General features: G+C 69.6%; 20 protein-coding genes and 1 pseudogene. 3 read left to right on the forward strand and 18 right to left on the reverse strand.

What is annotated here, in order from left to right:
* Nucleotides 1–174 precede the first annotated feature (174 nt).
* The 6 genes from ACFRFC_RS22055 to ACFRFC_RS22080 all read right to left on the reverse strand — a co-directional run bounded on the left by ACFRFC_RS22055 (nt 175) and on the right by ACFRFC_RS22080 (nt 6,755).
* Complete coding sequence (locus ACFRFC_RS22055) at nt 175–1,344, reverse strand: helix-turn-helix transcriptional regulator (protein WP_382687874.1); 1,170 nt, start codon at nt 1,342–1,344, stop codon at nt 175–177.
* 27 nt (nt 1,345–1,371) lie between these two features.
* The gene (locus ACFRFC_RS22060; protein WP_382687877.1) at nt 1,372–2,325 is read right to left on the reverse strand and encodes a helix-turn-helix transcriptional regulator; all 954 of its coding nucleotides are present in this window, start codon (nt 2,323–2,325) and stop codon (nt 1,372–1,374) included.
* Nucleotides 2,326–2,512: 187 nt separating this feature from the next.
* On the reverse strand, nt 2,513–2,884 hold the full coding sequence (locus tag ACFRFC_RS22065) for an FKBP-type peptidyl-prolyl cis-trans isomerase (protein ID WP_382687880.1): 372 nt from the start codon (nt 2,882–2,884) through the stop codon (nt 2,513–2,515).
* 108 nt (nt 2,885–2,992) lie between these two features.
* Nucleotides 2,993–3,997 carry an FKBP-type peptidyl-prolyl cis-trans isomerase gene (locus tag ACFRFC_RS22070; protein ID WP_382687881.1) on the reverse strand — a complete coding sequence of 335 codons (1,005 nt, stop codon included), beginning with the start codon at nt 3,995–3,997 and terminating at the stop codon, nt 2,993–2,995.
* Between the two features lie 127 nt (nt 3,998–4,124).
* Nucleotides 4,125–5,486 carry a Pup--protein ligase gene (pafA, locus tag ACFRFC_RS22075; RefSeq protein ID WP_382687883.1) on the reverse strand — a complete coding sequence of 454 codons (1,362 nt, stop codon included), beginning with the start codon at nt 5,484–5,486 and terminating at the stop codon, nt 4,125–4,127.
* 9 nt (nt 5,487–5,495) lie between these two features.
* A complete protein-coding gene (locus ACFRFC_RS22080) occupies nt 5,496–6,755 on the reverse strand; it encodes an MFS transporter (protein ID WP_382687886.1) in 1,260 nt (419 codons plus the stop codon).
* Between the two features lie 134 nt (nt 6,756–6,889).
* Between ACFRFC_RS22080 and ACFRFC_RS22085 the strand changes: the two genes are divergently transcribed.
* Nucleotides 6,890–7,906, forward strand: a complete 1,017-nt coding sequence (locus ACFRFC_RS22085) for a LacI family DNA-binding transcriptional regulator (protein WP_382687889.1) — start codon at nt 6,890–6,892, stop codon at nt 7,904–7,906.
* A 71-nt stretch (nt 7,907–7,977) separates the two neighbouring features.
* Here the strand turns inward: ACFRFC_RS22085 and prcA are convergent, their stop codons facing one another.
* The 9 genes from prcA to ACFRFC_RS22130 form a co-directional block, all read right to left on the reverse strand.
* Nucleotides 7,978–8,799: a proteasome subunit alpha gene (gene prcA, locus ACFRFC_RS22090; RefSeq protein WP_382687892.1), complete on the reverse strand. Its 822-nt coding sequence runs from the start codon at nt 8,797–8,799 to the stop codon at nt 7,978–7,980.
* A 71-nt stretch (nt 8,800–8,870) separates the two neighbouring features.
* Nucleotides 8,871–9,716, reverse strand: coding sequence for a proteasome subunit beta (prcB, locus tag ACFRFC_RS22095; RefSeq protein WP_382687894.1), 846 nt, complete (start codon nt 9,714–9,716; stop codon nt 8,871–8,873).
* Nucleotides 9,668–10,273: an endonuclease VII domain-containing protein gene (locus tag ACFRFC_RS22100; protein ID WP_382687897.1), complete on the reverse strand. Its 606-nt coding sequence runs from the start codon at nt 10,271–10,273 to the stop codon at nt 9,668–9,670. Before ACFRFC_RS22100 ends, prcB begins: the two co-directional genes overlap by 49 nt.
* 51 nt (nt 10,274–10,324) lie before the next feature.
* A complete protein-coding gene (locus ACFRFC_RS22105) occupies nt 10,325–10,543 on the reverse strand; it encodes a ubiquitin-like protein Pup (protein WP_382687900.1) in 219 nt (72 codons plus the stop codon).
* A gap of 180 nt (nt 10,544–10,723) precedes the next feature.
* The gene (dop, locus tag ACFRFC_RS22110; protein WP_382687902.1) at nt 10,724–12,235 is read right to left on the reverse strand and encodes a depupylase/deamidase Dop; all 1,512 of its coding nucleotides are present in this window, start codon (nt 12,233–12,235) and stop codon (nt 10,724–10,726) included.
* A 244-nt stretch (nt 12,236–12,479) separates the two neighbouring features.
* Entirely contained in the window at nt 12,480–14,246 is a 1,767-nt protein-coding gene (gene arc / locus ACFRFC_RS22115; protein WP_382687905.1) for a proteasome ATPase, read from the reverse strand.
* A gap of 578 nt (nt 14,247–14,824) precedes the next feature.
* Nucleotides 14,825–15,406: a hypothetical protein gene (locus ACFRFC_RS22120; protein ID WP_382687908.1), complete on the reverse strand. Its 582-nt coding sequence runs from the start codon at nt 15,404–15,406 to the stop codon at nt 14,825–14,827.
* Between the two features lie 393 nt (nt 15,407–15,799).
* Nucleotides 15,800–16,705, reverse strand: coding sequence for a tRNA (adenine-N1)-methyltransferase (locus tag ACFRFC_RS22125; protein ID WP_382687911.1), 906 nt, complete (start codon nt 16,703–16,705; stop codon nt 15,800–15,802).
* Between the two features lie 74 nt (nt 16,706–16,779).
* Nucleotides 16,780–18,582: a site-2 protease family protein gene (locus ACFRFC_RS22130; protein ID WP_382687913.1), complete on the reverse strand. Its 1,803-nt coding sequence runs from the start codon at nt 18,580–18,582 to the stop codon at nt 16,780–16,782.
* A gap of 173 nt (nt 18,583–18,755) precedes the next feature.
* On the opposite strand from ACFRFC_RS22130, the pseudogene ACFRFC_RS22135 reads away from it, so the two are divergent.
* Nucleotides 18,756–19,676, forward strand: a pseudogene (locus ACFRFC_RS22135) (RecB family exonuclease); the annotation flags it as partial.
* 257 nt (nt 19,677–19,933) lie between these two features.
* Nucleotides 19,934–20,608 carry a response regulator gene (locus tag ACFRFC_RS22140; protein WP_382687916.1) on the forward strand — a complete coding sequence of 225 codons (675 nt, stop codon included), beginning with the start codon at nt 19,934–19,936 and terminating at the stop codon, nt 20,606–20,608.
* A gap of 83 nt (nt 20,609–20,691) precedes the next feature.
* Here ACFRFC_RS22140 and ACFRFC_RS22145 read toward each other — a convergent pair whose 3' ends face one another.
* The 3 genes from ACFRFC_RS22145 to ACFRFC_RS22155 all read right to left on the reverse strand — a co-directional run bounded on the left by ACFRFC_RS22145 (nt 20,692) and on the right by ACFRFC_RS22155 (nt 25,231).
* The gene (locus ACFRFC_RS22145) at nt 20,692–22,272 is read right to left on the reverse strand and encodes an ABC transporter substrate-binding protein (protein ID WP_382687918.1); all 1,581 of its coding nucleotides are present in this window, start codon (nt 22,270–22,272) and stop codon (nt 20,692–20,694) included.
* A 79-nt stretch (nt 22,273–22,351) separates the two neighbouring features.
* Nucleotides 22,352–23,956: an ABC transporter substrate-binding protein gene (locus ACFRFC_RS22150; protein WP_382687920.1), complete on the reverse strand. Its 1,605-nt coding sequence runs from the start codon at nt 23,954–23,956 to the stop codon at nt 22,352–22,354.
* Between the two features lie 579 nt (nt 23,957–24,535).
* Nucleotides 24,536–25,231 carry an HAD family hydrolase gene (locus ACFRFC_RS22155; protein WP_382687922.1) on the reverse strand — a complete coding sequence of 232 codons (696 nt, stop codon included), beginning with the start codon at nt 25,229–25,231 and terminating at the stop codon, nt 24,536–24,538.
* Between the last annotated feature and the right edge of the window lie 159 nt (nt 25,232–25,390).

Here is a 25,390-nt window from a genome sequence, read left to right on the forward strand (position 1 = left end):
AGGGTGGTCGCCCCCGCGGCTCACGGCGTCCGGTCGCCCGATCCGCCGCCCGGTCTCTCGTCGGGACCGTCACCGACGGCATCCGACTCACCCGGCACACCCGAGGCACTCACCGCACCCGGTGCACTCGCTGCACCTGACGCACCTGACGCACCCACGGTCCGGTCTCCCGGATCAGCCTGGCCCGTCGGATCCATCTGACCCATCTGACCCGTCTGACCCATCCGATCCAGCCCGACCCATCCGATCCACCTGATCTGTCCGGCCCGTCTGATCCGACTGCCCAGCCTGCCCTGACTGCCCCTTCCCGCCCGACTGACCCTCCAGGTCCGTCCTACCCGTCCCCTCCGTGTAATCCGCCTCGACGCCGTCGTACGCCGCCAGCGCCTCGCGGGCCGCCTGGCGGGCGCTGGCGGCCAGCTCGCGGGGGGCCACGATGTGGCCGTCGGCGCCCAGGCGCAGGGCCAGGCGTCTGAGGGACGTCGGGTCGGGGGTGCGCAGGGTGATACGGAGGCCGCCGTCGGGCAGCTCGTCGGCACTGTCGTGCGGGTAGTACTCGGCGACCCAGCGCCCGCCCGGCCCGACCTCCACCACCACCTCGGGATCCTCGGCGGCGGGCTGCACCAGCCCCTCCGACAGATCCCGCAGTTCGACCTCGGGCGGCGCGGACGGCTCGTCCAGGACCTTGATCTCGGCGACCCGGTCCAGCCGGAACGTGCGCCGGGCCTCGGAGCGGCGGCACCACGCCTCCACATAGGTGTGCCCCACGCTGACCAGACGGATCGGGTCGATCTCGCGCTCGGTCAGCTCATCGCGGGCCGGCGAGTAGTAGCGGATCCACAGCCGGCGGCGCTCGGAGATCGCCCGGTCCACATCGGCAAAGACCCCGCCCTCGGACTCGAAGGTCACCGACAGCCGGGAACTGGCCCCGGCCGTCTCCCCGGCGGCGGTCTCCACCTTGGCGGTGGCCCGCAGCAGCGCCTGCCGGTCGCCCTCGCGCAGACCGGGCAGGGTGGACACCGCCCGCGCGGCGACGAGAAGCGCGGTCGCCTCGTCGGCGGCCAGCCGCAGCGGCTCGGCGGCCTCCGCGCCGAGGGCGGCCGGATTGTGCCACCAGATCCGCTCCCCGTCGGTGTCGATGTCGAGCAGATCGCCACCGCGGAAGCTGGTCCCGCACATGGGCAGCACATCGAGATCGGAGACCAGCTCGTCCTCGGTGATCCCGAAGGCGCGCGCCACATCCTCGATCCGCGCCCCGGGCCGCTCCCGCAGATAGGTCACCAGGGAGAGCATCCGCCGGGTCTGGTCGATGGCGTTCACAGGCCTGATCGGTTTACCGGCCACAGTCCCCACTTCCTGTTCCGCTCCCCCTCAGCCCTTGGCCACGGCACGCAGCCGGTCCAGCACATCGGCCCGCAGCTCCGACGGCTCCAGGACCACCACATCGGGCCCGAACTCCACCAGCCAGGCATCCAGTCCATGCCCGTACGGAACATCCAACTCGTCCCAGCCGTCGCCGAGTTCCCGGACCATGGTGGCCTTCGCCCGCAAGGGGTACCCGGAGCCCGAGCGCAGCCGGATCCGGGCGCTGCGGTCGGCGGTCTCCCCCGCCCAGCCGGCGACCGTCTCACGCACGGTGACCACATCGGGGACGGGCACCGAGAACCGCCCGCCGCGCGAGCGCACCTTCCCGGTGATCCGCGACAGTCTGAACACCCGCTCGGCGCCCCGGTCCCGGTCGAACCCGGCGAGATACCAGTGCCCGCGCCAGCACTCCAGCGCCCACGGCTCGACCGTACGGGCCTCGGGGTGCGCGGCGGTGGCCTTGCGGTACTCGAAGGCGACCGGGCGCCGGTCGCGGCAGGCCAGCATCAGCGGCTCGAACGCCGCCTCGTGCACCGGGATACGGGGTTCGAGGGCGCTGTGGGCCTCGTACGGGTCGACGTCCTCGGGCAGTCCGGCGGCGCGCAGCTTCTGGAGCGCGCCGCTCGCGGCACCGGCCAGCCGGGCCTGCTGCCACACTTTCGCGGCCAGCCCGAGCGCGGCGGCCTCCTCGGCGTCGAGAGTGATGGGCGGCAGCCGGTTGCTGTCCCGGCGGGCGAGATAGCCGACCTCGCCGTCCAGATTCTCCACGGTCTCGATGACCAGGCCCAGTTCGCGCAGATCGTCCTTGTCCCGCTCGAACATGCGATTGAAGGAGTCGTCGCTGCCCGCTTCGAGATAGGCCTCAATGGACTCCCGCAGCTCACGCTTGCTGAGCGGGCGCCGGGTCCCGAGCAGACACAGCGCGAGGTTCATCAACCGCTCGGCCTTGGCAATGGCCATCGACGCCCTTCGCCTTCCCTATGGTGCTTAGACCGATGACCGTACCGTTCCACAGTACGGTCACAAAAGCCGAGGGCCCATGCCCGCACAGGCATGGACCCCAGCTGATCGAATCCGGTCCGGTCCCGGACGCGACACGTTCGAGAACCGGACCGGAATCAGAACGCCTCGGCGCTCCGTACGACGATCAGACCTTGACCAGGTCGCAGACGAAGATCAGCGTCTCGCCCGGCTTGATCCGGCCACCGGCACCCCGGTCGCCGTACGCCAGATGCGGCGGGATGACCAGCTGACGCCGGCCGCCGACCTTCATGCCCTGCACCCCCTGGTCCCAGCCGGAGATGACCTGGCCGACACCGAGCTGGAAGCTCAGCGGCGTCCCCCGGTTCCAGGACGCGTCGAACTCCTCACCACTGGAGAAGGCAACACCCACGTAGTGCACGGAGACGGTGTCGCCCGCCTTCGCCTCCGGGCCGTCGCCCTCCCAGATGTCCTTGATCTCAAGGTTCGCCGGGGGCTCGCCGCCCGGGAAGTCGACCTCGGGCTTGTCGATGCTCACGTCTCGCTCCTGCGTCTTCTGCGGATAGTGCAACGCGTCCAGTGTTTCATCCCGACCGCGCCGGGGCGCGGGCAGCGGGCCCCGCCCTGCGCCGGAAGGGCGCCCCGCCTACATTTTCGCCAGGATGTCCACCGAGAAGATCAGCGTCGAGTCCTTCGAGATGCCGCTGCCCTCCGGCGGCTGGTCCCCGTACCCCAGCGCCGGCGGGACCACGATCAGGACCCTGCTGCCCACCTTCTTGCCGGTCAGGCCCTGCGACCAGCCCTGGACGACCTGCTGGAGCGAGAACGACGTCAGCGCGTCACGGCTGTAGCTGGAGTCGAACTCCTTGCCCGTGTCCCACAGCACACCCTTGTACTGCACCAGCACGGAATCCTCCGCCGCCAGCTCCACCCCGTCGCCCTCGATGACATAGTTCGCCACCAGATCGGTGGGCGGATCCGACTTCGGGACCGTGATCGCCGGCGACTTGCCGTCCGTGTTGGTACCGACCTTCGGCAGATCCACATTGTCCTGGGCGACATCCGTGCCCTGAGCGGAACTCTTCGAGTTGAACGCCTTCTGGATGTCCACCACGAACACCAGCGTGTCCGTGCCCTTGATCCCCGCCTGCTCATTGCCCGACGTGCCGTACCCCCAGGTCGGCGGCACGGACATCTCCACCCGGCTGCCCGCCTTCTTGCCCGCCAGCGCATACCGCCAGCCATCGATGATGGAACCCGCCGCGAGCTGGATGACCAGCGGAGTACCCCGGTCGTAGGAGTTGTCGAAGACCGTCGCCGTGTCCCAGACCTGACCCAGGTAGTTCGCCTGGACATAGTCGTTCTCCGCGACCGTGGTACCGCCGCCCGCGATCACCGTCTTCACCGCGAGCTGGTCCGACGGCTCCCCGCTGCCCTTGGCGACCGTCGGCTTCTCATCGAACTTCGTGCCCGCCGTGATCGCCGGCAACGGACCGTCCACGATCTTCGGCGGCGGCGCCGCCGACGACGAAGCCGACGCGGACGGCGACGCACTGCCACTGGCGTCGCCGGAGTCGGAGCCGTCGTCCCCGCACCCGGCGAGAGTGACCAGGCCGGCGGGAACGGCGATGAGAACAGAGCGACGGCGCACGGTGGGGGCCTCGTAATCGATCGATCTTGTCGGTTGGGTGCGCGCAACTCTACGACGTGAGAAGGGCGCCGTACGAGAAACGTACGGCGCCCGTGTGGCGTTCCGGCGATCGTCCGGAACGGGGCACTCACATACCGGCGATCAGCTTCTCCACCCGGTCGTCCACCGAACGGAACGGGTCCTTGCACAACACCGTGCGCTGCGCCTGGTCATTGAGCTTCAGATGCACCCAGTCGACCGTGAAGTCCCGGCGCTGCTCCTGCGCCCTGCGGATGAAGTCACCCCGCAGCCGGGCCCGAGTGGTCTGCGGGGGCACGGACTTGCCCTCGAAGATCTTCAGGTCATTGCAGATCCGCGCGGCCTGCCCCCTGCGCTCCAGCAAGTAGTACAGGCCCCTGCGGCGGTGGATGTCGTGGTAGGCGAGGTCTATCTGCGCCACGCGCGGATGCGACATCGTCATGTTGTTCTTGGCCCGGTACCGCTCGATGAGCTTGTACTTCATCACCCAGTCGATCTCGGTACCGATCCGGTCCAGATCCTCGGCCTCGATCGCGTCGAGCGTACGGCCCCACAGCTCCAGCACCTGCTCGACCGTACCGGTGCGGATGCCCCGGCGCTCACAGAAGTCCACGGCCTTCTCGAAGTACTCGCGCTGCACCTCCAGCGCGGACGCCTCCCGGCCGCTGGCCAGCCGCACCTTGCGGCGGCCCGTGATGTCATGGCTCACCTCACGGATCGCCCGGATCGGGTTCTCCAGCGTGAGATCACGCATCACCGTGCCCGCCTCGATCATGCGCAGCACCAGGTCGGTGGCCCCGACCTTGAGCAGCATGGTCGTCTCGGACATATTGGAGTCACCCACGATGACATGCAGCCGCCGATAACGCTCGGCGTCCGCGTGCGGCTCGTCCCGGGTGTTGATGATGGGCCGGGAGCGGGTCGTCGCCGAGGAGACGCCCTCCCAGATGTGCTCGGCACGCTGACTGACGCAGTACACGGCACCGCGCGGCGTCTGGAGCACCTTGCCCGCACCGCACAGCAACTGCCTCGTGACGAGGAACGGAATCAGAATGTCCGCGAGCCGGGAGAACTCCCCGTGCCGGGCCACCAGATAGTTCTCATGGCAGCCGTAGGAGTTTCCCGCCGAATCGGTGTTGTTCTTGAAGAGGTAGACGTCGCCCGCGATTCCTTCCTCATGCAGGCGTCGTTCGGCGTCCACCAGGAGTCCTTCGAGAATGCGCTCGCCGGCCTTGTCGTGGGTGACCAGTTCGGTCAGGTTGTCACATTCGGGTGTCGCGTATTCCGGATGTGACCCGACGTCGAGATAGAGCCGGGCGCCGTTGCGCAGAAAGACATTGCTGCTTCGGCCCCATGACACGACACGGCGGAAGAGGTACCGCGCCACCTCGTCAGGAGACAGACGCCGCTGTCCCCTGAACGTGCACGTGACGCCGTACTCGTTCTCCAGCCCGAAAATGCGGCGGTCCATGACTGAACATTACGCCCGTTCACCGGAACTGAAACGGGCTTCGGGGGCACGGTTCAGATCATTTTCCGAAGAAGCCGCCACAACCGCTTCCCGCACAGGAGCTGCGAGGACCCGCCCCATGGCCACCAGGACCAGCAACGACACGGCCCCCGACACCGCCGGCACCGCGAACCCCCACCGGGCCCCGCCCCACTCCACCACCGGCCCCGCCAGCCCCGTACCCACCGACGCTCCCACCGTGAACGTCGTCACCAGCCACGAGAACGCCTCCGTCACCGTCCCCGCCGGAGCGTGCCGGTCCACGATCACGAACGCACACGCCAGCGCCGGCGCCAGGAACAACCCCGCCACCGCCGTCAGCACCGTCATCGCCACCGGACCCGGAATCAGCATCAACGGCACATACCCCACCGCCAGCAACGCCACCAGCACCCGCAGCCGCCGCTCCGGCACCCCCGTCCACCGCCGCGCCCCGTACACCGCGCCCCCCACCAGCGCACCCAGACCGACGCCCGCCATCAGCCACCCGTACACCACATCACCACCACGGCCGTCCGCGTACGACACCGCCGCCACCGTGATCGAACCCAGCGCCACACCGACGAACAGAAACGCCCCCAGCAGCGCCAGCAGCCCCGGCGAGCGCAGCGCCCCCAGCCAGTGCGCCGCGCGGGGCGCCGAACGCCACGCGCGCGAAGGCGCCGACACGGCCACCGACAGCGCACCCAGCACCCCGACCACGTTCAGCACCACCAGCGCCACCGGCGCCGACCACAGCGCCACACACACCGTGACCAGCAGCGGGCCGACCGTGAACAGCACCTCCTGCGCCACCGCGTCCATCGCGTACGCCGTGTGCACCTGCCCGTCCTTGCGCAGCACCGACGGCCACAGCGCCCGCAGACCGCCCTCCAGCGGAGGCGTGAACAGCCCCGCCGCCGCGACGGCCGCATAGGCGAGCACCAGCGGAGCGGTGCCCGCGAGCGCGAACACCGCCATGGCGGCCGCCGAGGCGAGCACCGCCGGCAACTGCACGCGCGGCTGCCCGTACAGATCCACCAGCCGGCCCAGCAGCGGCTGCCCCACCGCGTTCGCCACGCCGTACACCGCCGCCAGCGCCCCCGCCAGGCTGTAGGAACCGCCCTCCGCGCGGACGAACAGCACGATCGCGATCGGCGCGGTGGCGTTCGGCAGCCGGCCCACCAGCGTGCCCACGAGCAGCCGGACGGCGTATCTCGTCCTGAGGATCTCCAGGTAACCCGTGGCCACCACGCACGCCCTTCCGGCCTAAGTGTTACGTATAACGTCCGAGGTCATACGTACCATGAGCGCTGACCGGACGTCCACACAGCCGGACGCGCACACAGGCCCACGCAGGCCCACGCAGAAGGAGCAGACGCACGGTGGCACACGGCAGCACCCGCCCCACCAGCCGGGACGTCGCCCAGACCGCAGGCGTCTCGCAAGCCGCCGTCTCCCTCGTCCTCGGCGACAAATGGCGCGGCCGGGTCTCCGAGACCACCGCCGAACGCGTCCGCGAAGCCGCCCGCACCCTCGGCTACCGCCCCAACCTCGCCGCCCGCAACCTCCGCCTCGGCCGCACCCGCACGATCCTCCTGGTCGTCCCCGCACTCACCACCGAGTTCTTCGCCGGGGTCTACACCGGCGCCGCCCGCATCGCCGCCCACCACGGCTTCGGCGTCGTCCTCTACCCCTCCCCCGAAGGCATCGGCCCCGCCCGCTCCCCCTTCGCCTCCGCACAGGCCGCCCTCGACGGCGTCCTCGCCTCCTCCATGGCCGCCGACGCCCTCACCGCCATCCGCGGCGACCAGCTCCCCCTCGTCATGCTCGACAGCGACCCCCACGGCAGCCTCGGCGCCGCCACCGTCAACCTCGACATCGCCGACGGCGTCCGCCAGCTCACCGACCACCTCACCGGCCTCGGCCACCGCCGCATCCTGCACCTCGCGGCCGACATCGCCTCCTGGACCTTCGAGGTACGCGCCCGCGAACTCACCACCCGCCTCGCCACCGTCCCCGGCGCGACCGTCCGCACCACCCGCGCGCCCATCGACATCGACGCCGCCCGCGACGCCACCGAGCAGGCCCTCACCGCCCCGGGCCCCCGCCCCACCGCCGTCATCTGCGACGACGACAAACTCGCCGCCGGCGTCTACAAAGCCGCCCGCCGCCTCGGCCTGACCATCCCCGACGACCTCTCCGTCACCGGCCTGGACGACCTCGCCCTCGCCACCGCCCTCGACCCCGAACTCACCACCGTCCGCCTCGACGCCGAACTCTTCGGCGAACGCGGCATGCAAGCCCTCCTGGCCGTCCTGGAAGGCCACGAGCCCCACGGCGGGGACATCCCCGTCCACCTCGTCATCCGGGGCTCCACCGCCCCACCACGCCCCTCCTGACACACCTGTGCCCCGACCGGACGGCCGGGGCACAGGTAAGCAAAGGCGGGACGAGCGGGGGTGGCGGGTGGCTACTCGTCGCCGGACCCAGCGGACTTCCCAGAACCGGAACCCGAGTCGGAACCCGAACCCGCATCGGAACCCGAACCGGACGACTCGCCGTCCGCGTCCCCGTCCTCCACCGCCGGCGCCTCGCCGCCCTCCAGCAGACGCACCAGCTGGCTCCCGACGATCCGCCGGAACTTACGCTTCTGCGGACGCGTCCGGTCCAGCACCGCGACCTCCAGCCGCTCCGCCGGAATCTCCCGCTGACTCCCATTGGACTCACGCGACAGCGCCTGGACCGCCAGCTTCAACGCCGCGGCCAAAGACATCCCGTCCTCATGCCGCTGATCGAGGTAATTACTGATCAGCTCGGCATTCCCACCCACCGCGACCGAACCGTGCTCATCCACGATCGAACCGTCATGCGGCAGCCGATAGATCTGGTCACCCTCCGGAGTCACCCCCACCTCGGCGACCACCAGCTCCACCTCGTACGGCTTCTCCGCCGCACTGGAGAAGATCGTCCCCAGCGTCTGCGCATACACGTTCGCCAGACCACGGGCCGTGACATCGTCCCGGTCGTAGGTGTACCCCCGCAGATCCGCGTACCGCACACCACCGATCCGCAGATTCTCGTACTCGTTGTACTTACCGGCCGCGGCGAACCCGATCCGGTCATAGATCTCGCTGAACTTGTGCAGCGCACGGGACGGGTTCTCACCGACGAACACGATGCCGTCGGCGAACTGCAACACGACGAGGCTGCGGCCCCGGGCAATGCCCTTACGGGCGTACTCCGCCCGGTCGGCCATGGCCTGCTGAGGTGAGACATAGAACGGCGTCGACACCGGTTATCCGTCCCTTTCTGTGGAAGTCACTCGATCACCCGGACACAAGAGGCACACGACACACGCCCCGGCTACAGCAGCGCGGCCCGCGGGCCGTCAGGCTGCTCCAGCCGCCGCTCCAGCACCGAACGGGCGATCCCCGCCGACTCCACCTCGCCCAGCCGGCGGAAACCGTCATCGGTGATCACGGTGACGATCGGATAGATCCGGCGGGCCACATCGGGACCACCGGTCGCCGAATCGTCGTCCGCCGCGTCGTACAGCGCCTGCACCACGAGGGTGATCGCCTGCTCCTCGTCCAGATCGTCACGGAACAGCTTCTTCATCGCGCCCCGCGCGAAGATCGAACCGGAACCGGTGGAGGCATAACCCTGCTCCTCCGAACGGCCACCCGTGACGTCGTACGAGAAGATCCGGCCCTTGCCCCGATCCACGTCATACCCGGCGAACAACGGCACCACCGCCAGACCCTGCATCGCCATGCCCAGATTCGAGCGGATCATCGTCGACAGCCGGTTCGCCTTGCCCTCCAGGGACAGCTGCGCGCCCTCGACCTTCTCGAAGTGCTCCAGCTCCAGCTGGAAGAGCTTGACCATCTCCACGGCCAGACCCGCCGTACCGGCGATCCCCACCGCCGAGTACTCATCGGCCGGGAACACCTTCTCGATGTCCCGCTGCGCGATCACATTCCCCATGGTCGCCCGGCGGTCACCGGCCAGCACGACACCGCCCGGGAACGTCACGGCCACGATCGTCGTGCCGTGCGGCGCCTCGATCGCGCCCTGCACCGGGGGCAGCCTGCGGTTCCCCGGCAGCATCTCGGGCTGGTGGTCCGAGAGAAAGTCCACGAACGAGGCCGACCCAGGCGTCAGGAAGGCAGCCGGTAGACGCCCGGTGCTACGAGTGTTGGCTTCCACGAGGTTCCTTCCAGATAGACGGCAGCCCGACGTACAGCGTCGGGATCGTCTCCCAACTTGCCGATGGCCGAATTGCAGTTGAAGCACAGTACGCCACGGACCCTACCCGTCTTGTGGCAGTGATCCACATGAACGGCCGGAGCCTTCAGACAGATCACACACAGCCCCATCTGGGAGGCGACCATCTCGCCCCGCTCGGCCTCGGTGAGGCCGTACTGCCGCTTGAGATGTCCGGCGCGGCCCTCGCCTGCTCGGCATGTCTTGCAGCGCGTGGAGAGTCCGTCCGAGGCAGTCGCGTTGCGATGCCACTCACTCCACGGCTTGACCTCACCACACCTGCGGCAGAGTTTGTGCCCCTCGGGCACCTCCACCCGCTCGCGGACGGCCTTACCCATGGCCTCCCGGCGCCGCCGGTAGTGCGCGGCGCTGTACTGCGCCACACACTCCCGGCAGTGCACCTGGAGGCCATCACGCCTGTTCCGATCTCGTGCGAACGCCGCAGGAGGCAAGTCCCGCCCACACTTCCTGCACCACTTCGCGTCCGGTCCCTCGGCCATTCCCGCATCCCCCGCCATTTTCAATTCGAAGGCGAAATGGCCAATTCGCCTCTACTCCCCACCTTTTTGCACGAAGGAGCGCACGAAATCCTCGGCGTTTTCCTCGAGTACGTCATCGATTTCGTCCAGGACGGAGTCCACATCATCGTTCAGCTTCTCGTGTCGCTCCTTGAGGTCCTCGGCAGACTGGGTCTCCGCTGCCTGCTCCTCGACCTCTTCCGTGGAGCGCGTCGCCTTCTGCTGTCCGCCGCCGGTGTCCTTGGTCGCCATCACCCTCACCCCGCTCGGTTCGCCCGACAAATTCGGCATTGCTGCCGATCGGTCATGATCAGACCCTACTCGCCGGGTCTGACAATGGCCCCGCAGTTGTTCCAACGTACGGGGACCACCTCGATGATTCCCGGGCGCGGGACTTCCCACCCAGTGGGAACGGCCCGCCCGGGGTCGCTGTCAGCCGCCGGAAAGTACCCTGACCAGGTCTTCTGCGGTCCGACAGCGGTCGAGTAGTTCCTTGACGTGATTACGCGTTCCGCGAAGCGGTTCGAGGGTTGGGACCCGCTGGAGGGAGTCCCGGCCCGGCAGATCGAAGATCACGGAGTCCCAGGAGGCGGCGGCGACGTCGTCGGCGTACTGCTCCAGGCAGCGGCCGCGGAAGTAGGCGCGGGTGTCCTCCGGGGGCTTGCTCACGGCCCGCTCGACCTCGGTCTCGTCCAGCAGCCGTTTCATCCGGCCGCGGGCCGCCAAACGGTTGTAGAGGCCCTTCTCGGGGCGTACGTCGGCGTACTGGAGGTCGACGAGCTGGAGCCGGGCGGCGTCCCAGTCGAGGCCGTCGCGGCGGCGGTAGCCCTCCATCAGCTCGCGCTTGGCGACCCAGTCGAGTTCGCCCGAGAGGCTCATGGGGTCGTTCTCCAGGCGGTTGAGCGTGTCTTCCCAGCGGGCCAGGACGTCCTTGGTCTGCTCGTCGGCGTCGGCGCCGTGGCGTTCCTCGACGTATTTGCGGGACAGCTCGTAGTACTCCATCTGGAGCTGTACGGCGGTCAGGGTCCGGCCGCTGCGGAGGGTGACGAGGCGCTTGAGGGTCGGGTCGTGGGAGACCTGGTGGAGGGTGCGGACGGGCTGGTCGACGGCGAGGTCCACGGCGATGAAGCCGTCCTCGATCATGGACAGGACCAGCGCGGTGGTGCCGAGCTTGAGGTAGGTGGAGATCTCGGAGAGGTTCGCGTCGCCGATGATCACGTGGAGCCGGCGGTATTTCTCGGCGTCGGCGTGGGGCTCGTCGCGGGTGTTGATGATGGGCCGTTTGAGGGTGGTTTCCAGGCCGACCTCGACTTCGAAGTAGTCGGCGCGCTGGCTGAGCTGGAAGCCGTGGTCATGGCCGTCCTGGCCGATGCCGACGCGGCCGGCGCCGGTGAAGACCTGGCGGGAGACGAAGAAGGGGGTGAGGTGGCGCACGATGTCGGAGAAGGGGGTTTCCCGCTTCATCAGGTAGTTCTCGTGCGTGCCGTAGGAGGCTCCTTTGTTGTCGGTGTTGTTCTTGTAGAGGTGGATGGGCTGGGCGCCGGGGAGCTGGGCGGCGCGTTCGGCGGCCTCGGCCATGATGCGTTCGCCGGCCTTGTCCCACAGGACGGCGTCGCGGGGGTTGGTGACCTCGGGGGAGCTGTATTCGGGGTGGGCGTGGTCGACGTAGAGCCGGGCTCCGTTGGTGAGGATGACGTTGGCGAGGCCGATGTCCTCGTCGGTGAGCTGGCTGGCGTCGGCGGATTCGCGGGCGAGGTCGAAGCCCCGGGCGTCGCGGAGCGGGTTCTCCTCCTCGAAGTCCCAGCGGGCCCGGCGGGCCCGGTGCATCGCCGCCGCGTAGGCGTTCACGATCTGGGACGAGGTGAGCATGGCATTGGCATTGGGGTGGCCGGGGACGGAGATCCCGTACTCCGTCTCGATGCCCATTACTCGCCGTACGGTCATGCGGCCCTCCTTGCCCGGCGGCACCCTCGGTCGTGGGGGCCGCTCAAGTACCGCTGGTGCTCCGGTGCGTGTGCGGTGCCCGTCCCCGCACTGCGCGACCCGGCGGTACGGAAGAGCCTAGAACGGCTTTGCGCTGGTGGGGAGATCATTTGCGTCATTGCCTTGCTCCAGCCGTGGCCTGTTCGTGGCCGGAAAAACAGTCGGCTGCGGGTACCCGGTGAGGGGACCCGCAGCCGCCCTGCCTTTACAGGTACTGTCCGGTGTTGGCCACCGTGTCGATGGAGCGGCCGGTGTCGGCGCCCTGCTTTCCGGTGATGAGGGTACGGATGTAGACGATCCGTTCGCCCTTCTTTCCGGAGATGCGGGCCCAGTCGTCCGGGTTGGTGGTGTTGGGGAGGTCCTCGTTCTCCTTGAACTCGTCCACGCATGCCTGGAGGAGGTGGGAGACGCGGAGGCCCTTCTGGTTGTGCTCCAGGAAGTCCTTGATCGCCATTTTCTTGGCGCGGCCCACGATGTTTTCGATCATGGCGCCGGAATTGAAGTCCTTGAAGTAGAGGACTTCCTTGTCGCCATTGGCGTAGGTGACTTCCAGGAAGCGGTTCTCCTCGGATTCTGCGTACATGTGTTCCACGGCCGTCTGGATCATGCTTTCGACGGTGCCGCTCCTGGAGTCGCCGTGCTCGGCGAGGTCGTCGCCGTGCAGGGGGAGGCGCTCGGTGAGGTACTTGCCGAAGATGTCCTGGGCCGCTTCGGCGTCGGGCCGCTCGATCTTGATCTTCACATCGAGTCGGCCGGGCCGCAGGATGGCGGGGTCGATCATGTCCTCGCGGTTGGAGGCGCCGATCACGACCACGTTCTGGAGGCCCTCGACGCCGTCGATCTCGGCGAGGAGCTGGGGGACGATGGTGTTCTCGACGTCGGAGCTGACGCCGGAGCCGCGGGTGCGGAAGAGCGATTCCATCTCGTCGAAGAAGACGATGACGGGGGTGCCCTCGCTGGCCTTCTCGCGGGCGCGCTGGAAGATCAGGCGGATCTGCCGCTCGGTCTCGCCGACGTACTTGTTGAGCAGCTCGGGGCCCTTGATGTTGAGGAAGAAGCTCTTGCCGGCGGCCTGGCCGGTGACCTCGGCGACCTTTTTGGCCAGCGAGTTGGCGACGGCCTTGGCGATGAGCGTCTTGCCGCATCCGGGGGGTCCGTAGAGGAGGACTCCCTTGGGCGGGCGCAGTTCGTGCTCCCGGAACAGGTCGGGGTAGAGGTAGGGAAGCTCGACGGCGTCGCGGATGGCCTCGATCTGGTTGCCGAGGCCGCCGATGGCCTCGTATCCGATGTCGGGGACCTCTTCGAGGACGAGTTCTTCGACCTCGCTCTTGGGGACGACCTCGTAGACGTAGCCGGAGCGGGGTTCGAGCAGGAGGGCGTCGCCGGGGCGGATGGTGACGTCCAGCAGGGGCTCGGCGAGCCGTACCACTCGTTCCTCGTCGGTGTGCCCGGTGACCAGGGCGCGCTCGCCGTCCTCAAGGATTTCCTTGAGGGTGACGATGTCCCCGACGCGCTCGTACGCCATGGCCTCGACCACGTTGAGCGCTTCGTTGAGCATGACTTCCTGGCCGCGCCGCATGTCGTCGAGTTCGACGCTGGGGCTGACGTTCACGCGGAGTTTGCGGCCTCCGGTGAAGATGTCGGCGGTGCCGTCCTCGTTGGACTGCAGGAAGACACCGAAGCCGGCCGGCGGCTGGGCGAGCCGGTCGACCTCTTCCTTGAGGGCCACGATCTGGTCGCGGGCCTCGCGGAGGGTGTTGGCCAGTCGCTCGTTCTGGGCGGACACGCCGGCCAGGTTCGTCTGTAGCTCGACGATCCGCTCTTCGAGAATCCTCGTGTGTCGCGGAGAGTCGGCGAGCTTGCGCCGCAGGACGGCGATCTCCTGCTCAAGGTAGGCAATCTGCCCTGCCGGGTCGTCGGACCCGCGTCCTGGGCGGATGCCGCGGTTCATGTCGTCGTCGTGGGCTGCCACGGTCCTCACCTCCTCCAAGGGGAGCTGGACGCTTCCAGACCCTACCTGGGTGGGTGTCGATTGAAACCCCTAGATCACAAAGACTGTCAAGGTGTGTCGTCGGTCACCCTGCGCTCTCCCTCACGCCGTCTGGATACCCACCTAACGCTATTCAGAAGCCGCCTGTTCCGAGGGAGGACGTGTCAAATTCCTCCGTGGCTGGCTGGAGTTGCCCGCGGGGACGGCCGGACTGCCTGCGTCGGTGCGGTTCGGGGGCCTGCCGGAGGGGTCCACGCGGGTGGTGGATCACGGCGGGAGGGGGGTGGTGGCGCGCGCGGGAGTCCGCCCGGCGGGTGGTTACGGAGAGTGTTCGCGCGGGCGGTTCGGGCTTGGGGTTCGCGGGGGTTTCGTACGGGCCGGATGACCTTGGTGGCGGGCAGGGGGCGGGCACGGGGCCGGTGGAGCGGGTGGCACCCACGGTGGCGATCAGTCACTGACGGTCACCAATGGGCGGGGTTGCTCCGACCAGGTCATGCGGCGGTCGTGGGTCGGGTCCCCCTTGATGGTCCGGTGGGGGTCGGCCGCTTGCCCGGTGGGGCTCAGACGCTGCGGGCGCCTGCGGACTCCTGGCGGAGGAACGATCCGTCTTTCCACTGCCAGGTCGGATGTTCGGTGAGGTCCGGGCAGCAGGTAGGTACGTCGGAGGACGAGTAGCCGAGGAGGGTGGCCTGGACGGCTCCGTCGCGCAGGGCGAGTTCCTGGACGGTGGTGCGGTCCTTGGGGTCGACGAGGGTGGCGACCACGCGGGGCGTGGTGGCGTCCGTGCTCTGGGTGAGGACGTACACGCCGTCCGGGGGTGTGCTCATCGTCGCGTCGCAGTGGACGACGGCGACCGTCTCGGGGCGGTCGTCGCCGTCGAGGTCGCCGGTGGCTTCGCGGACCACGATGGCGTCGACGGGGCCGCAGTCGATCGGGAAGGCGACGCCCTCGGTGGAGGGGGGCGCGGCGGCCGGGGCGGGGCTGGGCGCGCGGTCGCCGGGCTGGGCGGCGGTGGCCGCGTCGGGCTGTGCCATGGAGGAGAGGGCGACGACGCCGGCGAGGGCGGTCGCGGTGGCGAGCCAGTGGATGGGGCGGGTGTGTGCGTGTGCCTGGGCCAGTTCCGGGACGGCGGAGTGCTGCACTAGGAGTGTCTCCTGTGAGGGCTGTGCCGGTGGGGGTGGCCAGCATGGTGCCACACGGCACGGCGCGGGGGAACGGCGGGGTGGGCGGTGGGTGGTGCGGAGCTGATGGAGGGTCGGTGCGGCGCTGATTCGCGGTGGGCGTGGAGAGCTGACGGATGGTCGGCTGCGGTCCGATGGGGGCAGGTGGGGGCGGTTGGGGTCGAGTGGGGGCGGTGCTTTCGGTGGCGGCCCGGTGCCGCTGGGTCAACGAAGTCGCGCCGCGCGCGAGTTCCCAGGTGGGTGGGGGAACTCGGGCGCGGCGCGGGGGCGTTGGAGGGAGTGTGGGCGGGTGCCGGGGCGGGCTGGTGGAGGCGCGGCGGTCGCGGCTCGGTCGGTTTCTCTGGCCCCGGGCGGTCAGCGGTCGCCCATGCCTCCGTCGGCGTTGGGGCCGGTGTAGTCGTCGCCGTAGGCGCCCTTGGCGGGGCGGCGGCGGCGCATGGGGGGTTCGACGCCGTCGGCGAGGCGGCGGGCGGTGAGGAGGAAGCCGGTGTGGCCGATCATCCGGTGGTCCGGGCGGACGGCGAGTCCCTCGATGTGCCAGTTGCGGATCATCGACTCCCAGGCGGTGGGCTCGTTGAAGGAGCCGATCTCGCGGATGGACTCGACGGTCCGGGCGAGCTGGGTGGTGGTGGCGACGTAGCAGCAGAGGATGCCGCCGGGGACGAGTGCCTTGGAGACGGCGTCGAGGCATTCCCAGGGGGCGAGCATGTCGAGGATGACGCGGTCGACGTCGGTGTCGGAGAGGTTGTCCTGGAGGTCGCCGACGGTGAGCTGCCAGGCGGGGTGGGGGCCGCCGAAGTAGCGTTCGACGTTCTGCCGGGCGATGTCGGCGAAGTCGGCGCGGCGCTCGTAGGAGTGGAGCATGCCCTGGTCGCCGATGGCGCGGAGCAGGAAGCTGCTGAGTGAGCCGGAGCCGACGCCGGCCTCCACGACGCGGGCGCCGGTGAAGATGTCGGCGAAGGCGAGGATCTGTCCCGCGTCCTTCGGGTAGACGACGGCTGCCCCGCGGGGCATGGACAGGACGTAGTCGGGGAGCAGGGGGCGCAGCGCGAGGTAGGCGACGTTTCCGGTGGTGCGGACAACGCTGCCCTCGGGTGCGCCGATCAGTTCGTCGTGCGGGAAGGAGCCCTTGTGGGTGTGGAAGTTCTTCCCGGCTTCGAGCGTGAACGTGTAGTGGCGGCCCTTGGGGTCGGTCAGCTGTACCTGGTCCCCGACCTTGAAGGGCCCGCGCCTGCGGGCGGCACCGGTCGGTTCGGACATGTGAACAGCCTACCGGCACCGGGCGGGGCCGCCGACCATGGCCACCGCACAGGCGTGCGCATGAGTCGGGGCTGTCAGGAGGGGCGGGCCATGGCTTTGACGAAGGCCCGTTCCACGTCGGCGGCGGAGAGGACGCCGTAGATCTCGCCGGTGTCCTCGACCACGAGGTATTCGGTCGCGGGGGTGGCGCGGAGCACTTCGAGGAGGTCTTCACCGGCGAGTTCGGCGGAGACGCGCATGCCGTCGGTGAGGTCCTGGGCGAGGCCGCTGACCGGGACCCAGGGGCGGCGGTGCTCGGGTACGCCGACGATGGCGGCCTCGCGGACCAGGGAGACGGGGTGCCCGTCGCCGTCGACGACGACCAGCGCGCGGGCGCCGGAGGCGTTGGCGCGGCGCAGGGCCTCGGAGAGCGGGGTGTCGCTCTGGACCGGGACGGCGCGGCGGGTGAGGGCGCGGGCGCGCAGTTCGGGCAGGTGTTCGCGCAGCCGGGCGACGCGGAGGCTGTTGCCGGCGCCGGTCCAGATGATGGCGGCGAGGATCGCGGCGAGCAGGGCGTCCATGACGGTGTCCATGCCGACGTTGTCGGCGGCGCTGCTGCCGAGGAGGCCGGACTGGGTGAGCAGGGGCAGGCCGATGAGGACGGCGACGGCGAGCGCGCGGCCGACCCAGGCGGCGGCGACGGTGCCGCTCATCGGGCGGCCGGTGATCTTCCAGACGACGGCGCGGAGCATGCGGCCGCCGTCGAGGGGGAGGCCGGGCAGGAGGTTGAAGGCGGCCACGATGAGGTTGGAGATCATCAGGCCGGCGAGGAGGACGCCGGGGACGGTGCCGGGTTCGACGAGTTGCATGGCGAGGTAGAAGACGCCGCCGAGGACGAGCGAGAGGAGGGGGCCGACGAAGGCGAGGACGAATTCCCGGCCGGGGGTCTCGGCTTCTTTCTCGATCTCGGAGACGCCGCCGAAGAACTGGAGCTGGATGCGGCGTACCGGGAGTTTGTAGCGGATCGCGGCGACCGTGTGGGCCAGTTCGTGGACGAGTACGGAGGCGTAGAAGGCGACGGCGAAGAAGAGGGCGACGAGGTAGCGGGCGGCGCCCAGCTCGGGCAGCACGCGGTCGAGCTGTCCGCCGAAGACCCAGGTGATGAGCGCGGCGACCAGGAACCAGCTGGGGGCGACGTAGACGGGCACACCGAAGGGGCGCCCCATGAGGAGGCCGCCGCCGGGGTCCTTGGGGCGCTTCGGGGGCTGTGTCCTGGCCATGCCGGAGTGGGCGAGGGGCCGGTCGGGGTGGGTGTCGTGGCCGTCGTGGGGGTGGGGGGTGGGCTTGGGCGGCGGGGTGGACGGGGTGTGGGCGAGCGGGGGGCCGTGGCTCTCGTGCGGCTTGGGGGGTTCGGGTGTCTTGGAGAGCCTTGCCGGTGCGGGGGTGTCTGTGGGGGTGGCGGCGGGGGGTGCGGGGTCGGCCGGCTGGTCGGTGCGGGCCGTGCCGTTGTCGGTGCTGCCGGTGGCGTCCGTGGGCGGGGCCGTCGGGGTCGGGGCGGCGGCGTCCGGGTCTGGGGCGTCGGGAGCGGGAGCGTCCGGCTCGGCGTGGGTTTCGGGGGCGTCGGGCTCGGGAGAGTCCGGCCCGGCTTCCGTTTCGGGAGCTTCCGGCTCGGCGTCCGTTTCGGGGGCGTCCGGCTCGGGGGCTTCCGGCTCGGGGGTGGACTCGGCGTTGTCGGACCGGCCGGTCCCGGGGTCCGGGCGCTGGTCGCGGTCCGGGTCCGGGCTGGGGGTCGGGTGGGGGCGCGGGCGGTCGGCAGAGGGATCCGTCGGCGCCGTGGGGCGCTCGGTCGACTCGTCGTTCTGCGACCGCGGCTGCCGGCTCCCGCCGCTCTCGTCCACGCTGTCCCCTCGTTCGACGCGTCTTCCGCTCCTGCCGGGCGGAAGGGTATGGGGTCGATGGTATGCGGCCGTCAGGGCGAAGGACGCCCCGGCACCCCTTCAGTCTCCCCTCCCGCCCCTCCTGTGACGAGCGGGGTGGGTCACTGTCAGTGGCGGGCCGTAGGGTCTGTGGCATGGAGAGCAGCGGCGGGGTCGGGGCCCCGGGGCCCGGCAGTGGTGCGGTGGGGGCGGTGGCGCCCGGCGTGGGCGAGGTGACGGACGGTGCGGTGCGGGCGGCCGGGACAGCGCCGAGGTCGTTGTCGCCGTCGCGGGCCGGTGACTTCATGCAGTGCCCGTTGCTGTACCGGTTCCGGGTGATCGACCGGCTGCCGGAGAAGCCGTCGGAGGCGGCGACGCGGGGGACGCTGGTGCACGCGGTGCTTGAGCGGCTGTTCGACGCGCCGGCCGGGGAGCGTACGGCGCCGCGGGCGAAGTCGCTGATCCCGGGGCAGTGGGACCGGTTGCGGGAGAGCCGGCCGGAGCTGGCCGAGCTGTTCGCGCAGGATCCGCAGGGGGAGCGGCTGTCGCGGTGGCTGGGTGAGGCGGAGCGGCTGGTGGAGCGGTGGTTCTCGCTGGAGGATCCGACACGGCTGGAGCCGGCGGAGCGGGAGCTGTTCGTGGAGGCCGAGCTGGAGTCGGGGCTGCGGCTGCGCGGGATCATCGACCGGGTGGACGTGGCGCCGACGGGTGAGGTGCGGATCGTCGACTACAAGACGGGCAAGGCGCCGCGGCCGGAGTACGCGGAGGGCGCGTTGTTCCAGATGAAGTTCTACGCGCTGGTGGTGTGGCGGCTGAAGAAGATCGTGCCGCGGCGGCTCCAGCTGGTGTATCTCGGCAGTGGGGATGTGTTGACCTACGATCCGGTGCTCGCCGATCTGGAGCGGGTGGAGCGCAAGCTGCTGGCGCTGTGGGAGGCGATCCGGCTGGCGACGGAGTCGGGCGACTGGCGGCCCCGGCAGACCAAGCTGTGCGGCTGGTGCGATCACCAGGCGGTGTGCCCGGAGTTCGGGGGGACTCCCCCGCCGTATCCGCTGCCGGTGAAGGGTGCGGGGGCCGTGCCGGGTGTGGCTCCGGGCGGCGCTCTGCCGGTGCCGATTTCCGCCGACGGGGACGCCGGGACCGTGCCGATGACCGCCTCGGGCGGTGCCCTGCCGGTGCCGGTCCCCGCCGGTGCGGGCGGTCCGTCCGGGGTGGCCGCCGAGGTGATCCCGGCCGCGGCCGGGGTGGCCGCCGGGGTGGTGCCGGTGAGGGGGGACGGGGGTGGGCCGGGTGAGCAGGGCAGAATGGGGCCGGACTAGCGAAGGAGAGTGACGTGGCCATCCGTGTCCTACTGGTCGATGACCAGCCGCTGCTGCGCACGGGTTTCCGGATGATTCTGGAGGCCGAGCAGGACATCGCGGTCGTCGGCGAGGCCGGGGACGGTCTCCAGGCCCTCGATCAGGTGCGTGCCCTCCAGCCCGATGTGGTGCTGATGGACATCCGTATGCCGCGGATGGACGGTGTGGAGGCGACGCGCCAGATCACCGGTCCGGAGCGGGACGGTCCGGCGAAGGTGCTGGTGCTGACGACGTTCGATCTCGATGAGTATGTGGTGGAGGCGCTGCGGGCGGGGGCGAGCGGTTTTCTGCTGAAGGACGCGCCCGCGCATGAGCTGGTGCAGGCGATCCGGGTGGTGGCGGCCGGTGAGGCGATGCTGGCGCCGAGCATCACGCGCCGGCTGCTGGACAAGTACGCGACGCATCTGCCGTCGGGTGACGAGCCGGTGCCGGACACGCTGCACACACTGACCGACCGTGAGGTGGAGGTGCTGAAGCTGGTGGCGCGCGGGCTGTCGAACGCGGAGATCGCGGCCGACCTGTTCGTCAGCGAGACCACGGTGAAGACGCATGTGGGGCATGTGCTGACCAAGCTGGGGTTGCGTGACCGGGTGCAGGCGGCGGTGTACGCGTACGAGAGCGGGTTGGTGCGGCCGGGCGCGCAGCAGTAGCCCGTACGTCCTCGCGGCATCAGGGCGCCTCCTCCGTGGCAGCGGGAGGGGGCGCCCTGTGTCGTGCGGGGGCGGGGAGGGGCTCAGCCCTTGCTGATCTCCCAGAAGCGGAACACCGTGGAGGCGTCCAGGCAGTACTCCAGGCCGTAGACGCCGTCGCCGACGACGGCGTACTGCTTGGCCTGCCAGACCGGGATCATGGGGACTTCCTCGGCGACCAGGTTCTGCAGCTCGTCGTAGTCGTGGTCGGTGGCGGCGCGGTCGCTCTGGGCGGCGGTGCGCGGGATGAGGGTCTCGGTGATGGTGCTGTTGGTGTAGTTGTTGCCGAGGACGTTGCCCTCGCCGAAGAACGGGGCGGTGAAGTTGTCGGGGTCGGGGTAGTCGGGGACCCAGCCCTTGACGTAGACGCCGTACTTGCCGTCGGCGATGTCCTTCTCGTACTGGTCGAAGTCGACGGACTGGACGTCGGCGTCGAACAGGCCGCTGGCGTTGAGCTGGTCGGCTATCGCCTTGAGTTCCTGGTCGGTGGCGGGGCCGTAGCGCGAGGGTGTGGACCACAGGGTGAGTTTCACCGGGTCGGTGATGCCGTCCTCGGTGAGGGCTTCCTGGGCCTTGGTCCTGGAGGGGCTGGCGCCGTAGGTGTCGAAGAAGGCGGTGTTGTGGCCGCTGATGCCCGCCGGGATGATCGAGTACAGCGGGGTGGCGGTGCCTTCGTAGACCTTTTGGACGAGGGCCTCGCGGTCGAGGAGGTAGGCGATGGCCTTGCGGACGCCGAGCTGTCCGGTGACCGGGTCGTCCATGTTGAAGACGAGGTGCTGGACCTCGGCGCTGCTGCCCTCGACGACCTCGGTGCCGGTGCCGTCGGAGGTGCGTTCGATGTCGGCGATGTCCCCGGCGCTCAGTCCGCGGTAGGCGATATCGACGGCGCTGTCGGCGAGTGCGGTCTTCAGGGCGCCCTGGTCGCCCTTGTAGAACTTGAGGGTGACGCCTTCGTTGGCGATCTCGGCGGTGCCCTCGTAGTACTCGTTGACGGAGAACACGGCCTGGTCCTCGGAGAAGGACTCCAGCTGGTAGGGGCCGGAGCCGACGGCCTTGCCGTCCTCGCGCAGGGCGTCGCTGTCGTAGGAGCGGTGGTCGACGATGGAGCCGGCGCCGGAGGCGATCTTGCTGGGGAAGGTGGCGTCGGAGGTCTTCAGGTGGAAGACGACGGTCTTCTCGTCGGGGGTCTCGACGCGGTCGAGCGTCGGGAACATCACGGCGGGGCCGTCGGGGTCGTCGATGTTCAGCAGGCGGTCGAAGGAGTATTTGACGTCCTTCGAGGTGAGGGAGTCACCGCTGCTGAACTTCAGGCCGTCCTTGAGGGTGCACTCGTAGCGGGTGCTGGCCGTGTCCGTGAAGGCGCAGGTCTCCGCGGCTTCCGGCTGGGGCTCGGTGCTGCCCTTGGGGAAGCTGAGCAGGGACTGGAAGACATTGTTGAAGAGCAGCCATGAGCCGGGGTCGTAGCCGGAGGCCGGGTCGGTGGCGAGGACGTCGTCGGACATGCCGATGACGACGTTGCCGCCGTCGCCGCCGGATCCGCCGCTCTGGGTGCCGCATCCGGCCAGCAGGCCGCCGGCCAGCCCTGCCACGAGCGGCAGCACGGGCCACTGGTTGCGCTTGTTCACGGGGATTGCCTTGTCGTCGTTCGGGTCGGACCTGGAGGCGTTGCGGTGGTGCGGGCCCGGTCGGGGACCTGGGCGGGCGTCAGGCGCCCACGCCGCGGTTCAGCTCCCACAGCTGGAGGGTGGAGGAGGCGTTGACGGCGTAGGCGGTGCCGGTGATGTCGTCGCGGGCGGCGACGTACTGCATGCCCTGCCACAGCGGGATGACCGGTACGTCCTCGGCGACGATGTCCTGGATCTCGGTCAGCGCCTTGGTGGCGGAGATCCGGTCGGCCTCGCGGCGGGAGTCGGGGATGAGGGTGTCGCGGATAAGGGTGTTGGTGTAGGGCGACTTGAGGAAGTTGTCCTTGTCGAGAAAGGGTGCGAGGAAATTGTCGGCGTCGGGGAAGTCGGGGAACCAGCCCATGCCGTAGACCTCGTACTCGCCGCCCCGTTCGGCGGGGATGAAGGCGTCCCAGGCGGTGCCCTTGATACTGACGTCGAACAGGCCGCTGTCGTTGAGCTGCTTCTGGAGCACCTCGAATTCCTGCTTGGTGGCGGCGCCGTAGTGGTCGGTCGTGTAGTTCAGGGTGAGCTTGACCGGGGTGGTGACGTCGGCGTCGGTGAGCAGGGCCTCGGCCGCGGCGGTGTCGGGATCGCCGTACTTGTTGAGGAACGAGTTGGAGTGGCCGGTGACGGCGGCGGGGACGAGCGAGTAGAGGGGCTCGGCCTGGGTGCCGTAGACCTCGGAGACGAGGGAGCCGCGGTCGATGAGCTGGGCCATGGCCTGGCGGACGGCCTTGTCGCTGACGCTGGGGGCGTCGGTGTCGAAGGCGAGGTAACGGATCTCCAGGCCCTGGACCTCGACGAGTTCGATGGAGCCGTCGGTGCTGTTGGAGAGCTTCTCGATCTGCTCGGGCGTCATCGAGCGGGTCATGAGGTCGATGTCGCCCTTCTCCAGGGCGGCGCCCATGGCGTCGGCGTCGGCGAAGGAGCGGATCTCGGCCTTCTCGTTGTTCACCGTGAGGGAGCCCTGGTAGTGGGGGTTCTTGGTGAACACGGCGGAGACCATCTCGCCGTCCTCGATCGTGGGCTCGATGGTGTAGGGGCCGGAGCCGGAGATGTCGAAGCCTTCGCGGAGCTTGTCCTTGGCGTAGTCGTCGGGGTTGACGATGCCGGCGACGGGGGTGGACAGCTTGTACGGGAAGGTGGCGTCGGCGGTCTTGAGGTGGAAGATCACCTCGCGGTCGCCGGAGGTCTCGACGGTGTCGATGGTGGACAGCAGGGCGAAGACACCGCTGTCGGCCTGGAGGGCGAGGGCGCGGTCGATGGAGTACTTGACGTCCTCGGCGGTGATGGCGTCGCCGCCCGAGAACTTCAGGTCCTTGCGCAGGGTGCAGACGAATCGTTCGTTGCCGCTGTCGGTGAAGGTGCAGCTCTCGGCGGCCTCGGGGACCGGTTCGCCCTCGCCGCGCGGCTGGACCATGAGGGTCTGCACGGTCTGGCGCAGGACGTTCCAACTGCCGACGTCGTAGGCGTAGGCGGGGTCCACGGGCGCCGGGGCGTCCTCGGTGGCGATGAACCGGTCGGTGGTGCCCGTGACGATCGCGTCTCCCCCGCCGCCGGCACCGTCGGATCCCCCGCAGGCGGCGAGCGCCGGGATGAGCAGACCGGCCACGGCCGGCAGCACCAGAATCTTGCGGTTCATCCTCGGTTTCTCCAGGGCTTCGGGTCCGTGCAGCACACACGCAGGGGTGTCGCGGTGGGTGCCGGGGGTGGGAGCGGGGGTCTCGCGACGAGGTTAGTCGGCGCTCGCACAGGATTCGTGGGAGCCGGAGTTGGTTCCTCATCACGCTGCGGAACCGGGTGTGGACGCACCGAAAACCCGACAGTGGAAGGATTCGTGCAGCTTTTCACCAATCAGGACACAACGGTGCGTCAACAGCGATGTAACGAGGACGAAACCGGGGCGGAAAGCACACGCCTGTTGCCCTGTCGACCCCGCGTGACGTGGTGAACGTCACATCGCCAACGAGAGGTTCAGGAACCGGAATTCGGTCTTCGGGGCGAAAGGAATTCATGCGCGCGGAACTCGCCGGGAACTCGCGCGGGCTTGCCGGGAAACTGTCGGGAACTCGCGCGGAACCGGCGTGGAACTCGCGTGGAACCGGCGTGGAATTGGCCCGGAACTGGCGTGGATCTGGCGTGGATCTGGCGTGGATCTGGCGTGCGCGGGCGACGCTGCCGGGCGTTCCGCGCCGGTTCCGCGCCAGTTCAACGGATGCCGTCAGGCAGCCATCAGGCCGTGCAGAAACGCGAGGTTCACCTCTTCCAGGGAGTTCACGACGGTGCGCCGCGCGGCCGGTGCGATGGGGGCGACGGACGGCACGGCGACGACATGGCAGCCGGCCGCCTCGGCGGCGGCGACGCCGGTCGCGGTGTCCTCGACGACCGCGCACCGGGCCGGGTCCACGCCGAGTCCGGAGGCGGCCAGGAGATACGGGTCGGGGTGCGGCTTGGTGCGGGCCACCTCGTCGCCCGCGACGGTGAGCGCGAAGTGGTGCGGGCCGAGCGAGGTGAGCACGCGGTCGATGATGCGCCGGTGCGAGGCGGAGACCAGAGCCGTGGGGATGCGCTGGGCGGCCAGTTCGGCGAGGAGCCGGGTGGCGCCGGGCATCAGCGGCAGGGCGCGGTCGATACGGTCCTCGAAGCCCTGGTTGAGCAGACCGGTGAGGTCGGCCAGGGCGATGTCGGCGCCGGTGGCCTCGATGAGGAACCCGGCGCTGCGGGTCATCGGGCCGCCGACCACGACATGGCGCCAGGAGTCGTCGAGCGCGTGGCCGAGTGCGGCGAAGATCTCGACCTCGACCTCCCACCAGAAGCCTTCGGTGTCCACCAGGGTGCCGTCCATGTCGAGGAGCACGGCCTGAAGACCGGAGCCTTCGGCCGTACGGGTGCGAAGCGCGGGGACGGTGGTCGTCATCCGGCGTACCTCCTTGAGGGACGACCAGGCCGGTTCCCGCGCGGGGAACCGGCCTGGCGTGGACCGACCAGTGTACGTCGGGTTCGATCAGAGTGCCGGATGAGTTCGGACGGGCACCGGGGGCCCCGTTCGCGGCATTGAGTCACCCTGAGTCACCTC

This window comes from Streptomyces sp. NPDC056734 (assembly GCF_042790455.1).
Lineage (GTDB): Bacteria > Actinomycetota > Actinomycetes > Streptomycetales > Streptomycetaceae > Streptomyces.

What these genes read in the sequence shown, in the direction of transcription:
- dop (WP_382687902.1), bottom strand. Translation starts at nt 12,235, where the DNA reads ATGACCGTACGGCGAGTAATGGGCATCGAGACGGAGTACGGGATCTCC.
- pafA (WP_382687883.1), bottom strand. Translation starts at nt 5,486, where the DNA reads ATGGACCGCCGCATTTTCGGGCTGGAGAACGAGTACGGCGTCACGTGC.
- ACFRFC_RS22060 (WP_382687877.1), bottom strand. Translation starts at nt 2,325, where the DNA reads ATGGCCATTGCCAAGGCCGAGCGGTTGATGAACCTCGCGCTGTGTCTG.
- ACFRFC_RS22100 (WP_382687897.1), bottom strand. Translation starts at nt 10,273, where the DNA reads ATGGCCGAGGGACCGGACGCGAAGTGGTGCAGGAAGTGTGGGCGGGAC.
- ACFRFC_RS22125 (WP_382687911.1), bottom strand. Translation starts at nt 16,705, where the DNA reads ATGTCCGAACCGACCGGTGCCGCCCGCAGGCGCGGGCCCTTCAAGGTC.
- ACFRFC_RS22105 (WP_382687900.1), bottom strand. Translation starts at nt 10,543, where the DNA reads ATGGCGACCAAGGACACCGGCGGCGGACAGCAGAAGGCGACGCGCTCC.
- ACFRFC_RS22155 (WP_382687922.1), bottom strand. Translation starts at nt 25,231, where the DNA reads ATGACGACCACCGTCCCCGCGCTTCGCACCCGTACGGCCGAAGGCTCC.
- ACFRFC_RS22150 (WP_382687920.1), bottom strand. Translation starts at nt 23,956, where the DNA reads ATGAACCGCAAGATTCTGGTGCTGCCGGCCGTGGCCGGTCTGCTCATC.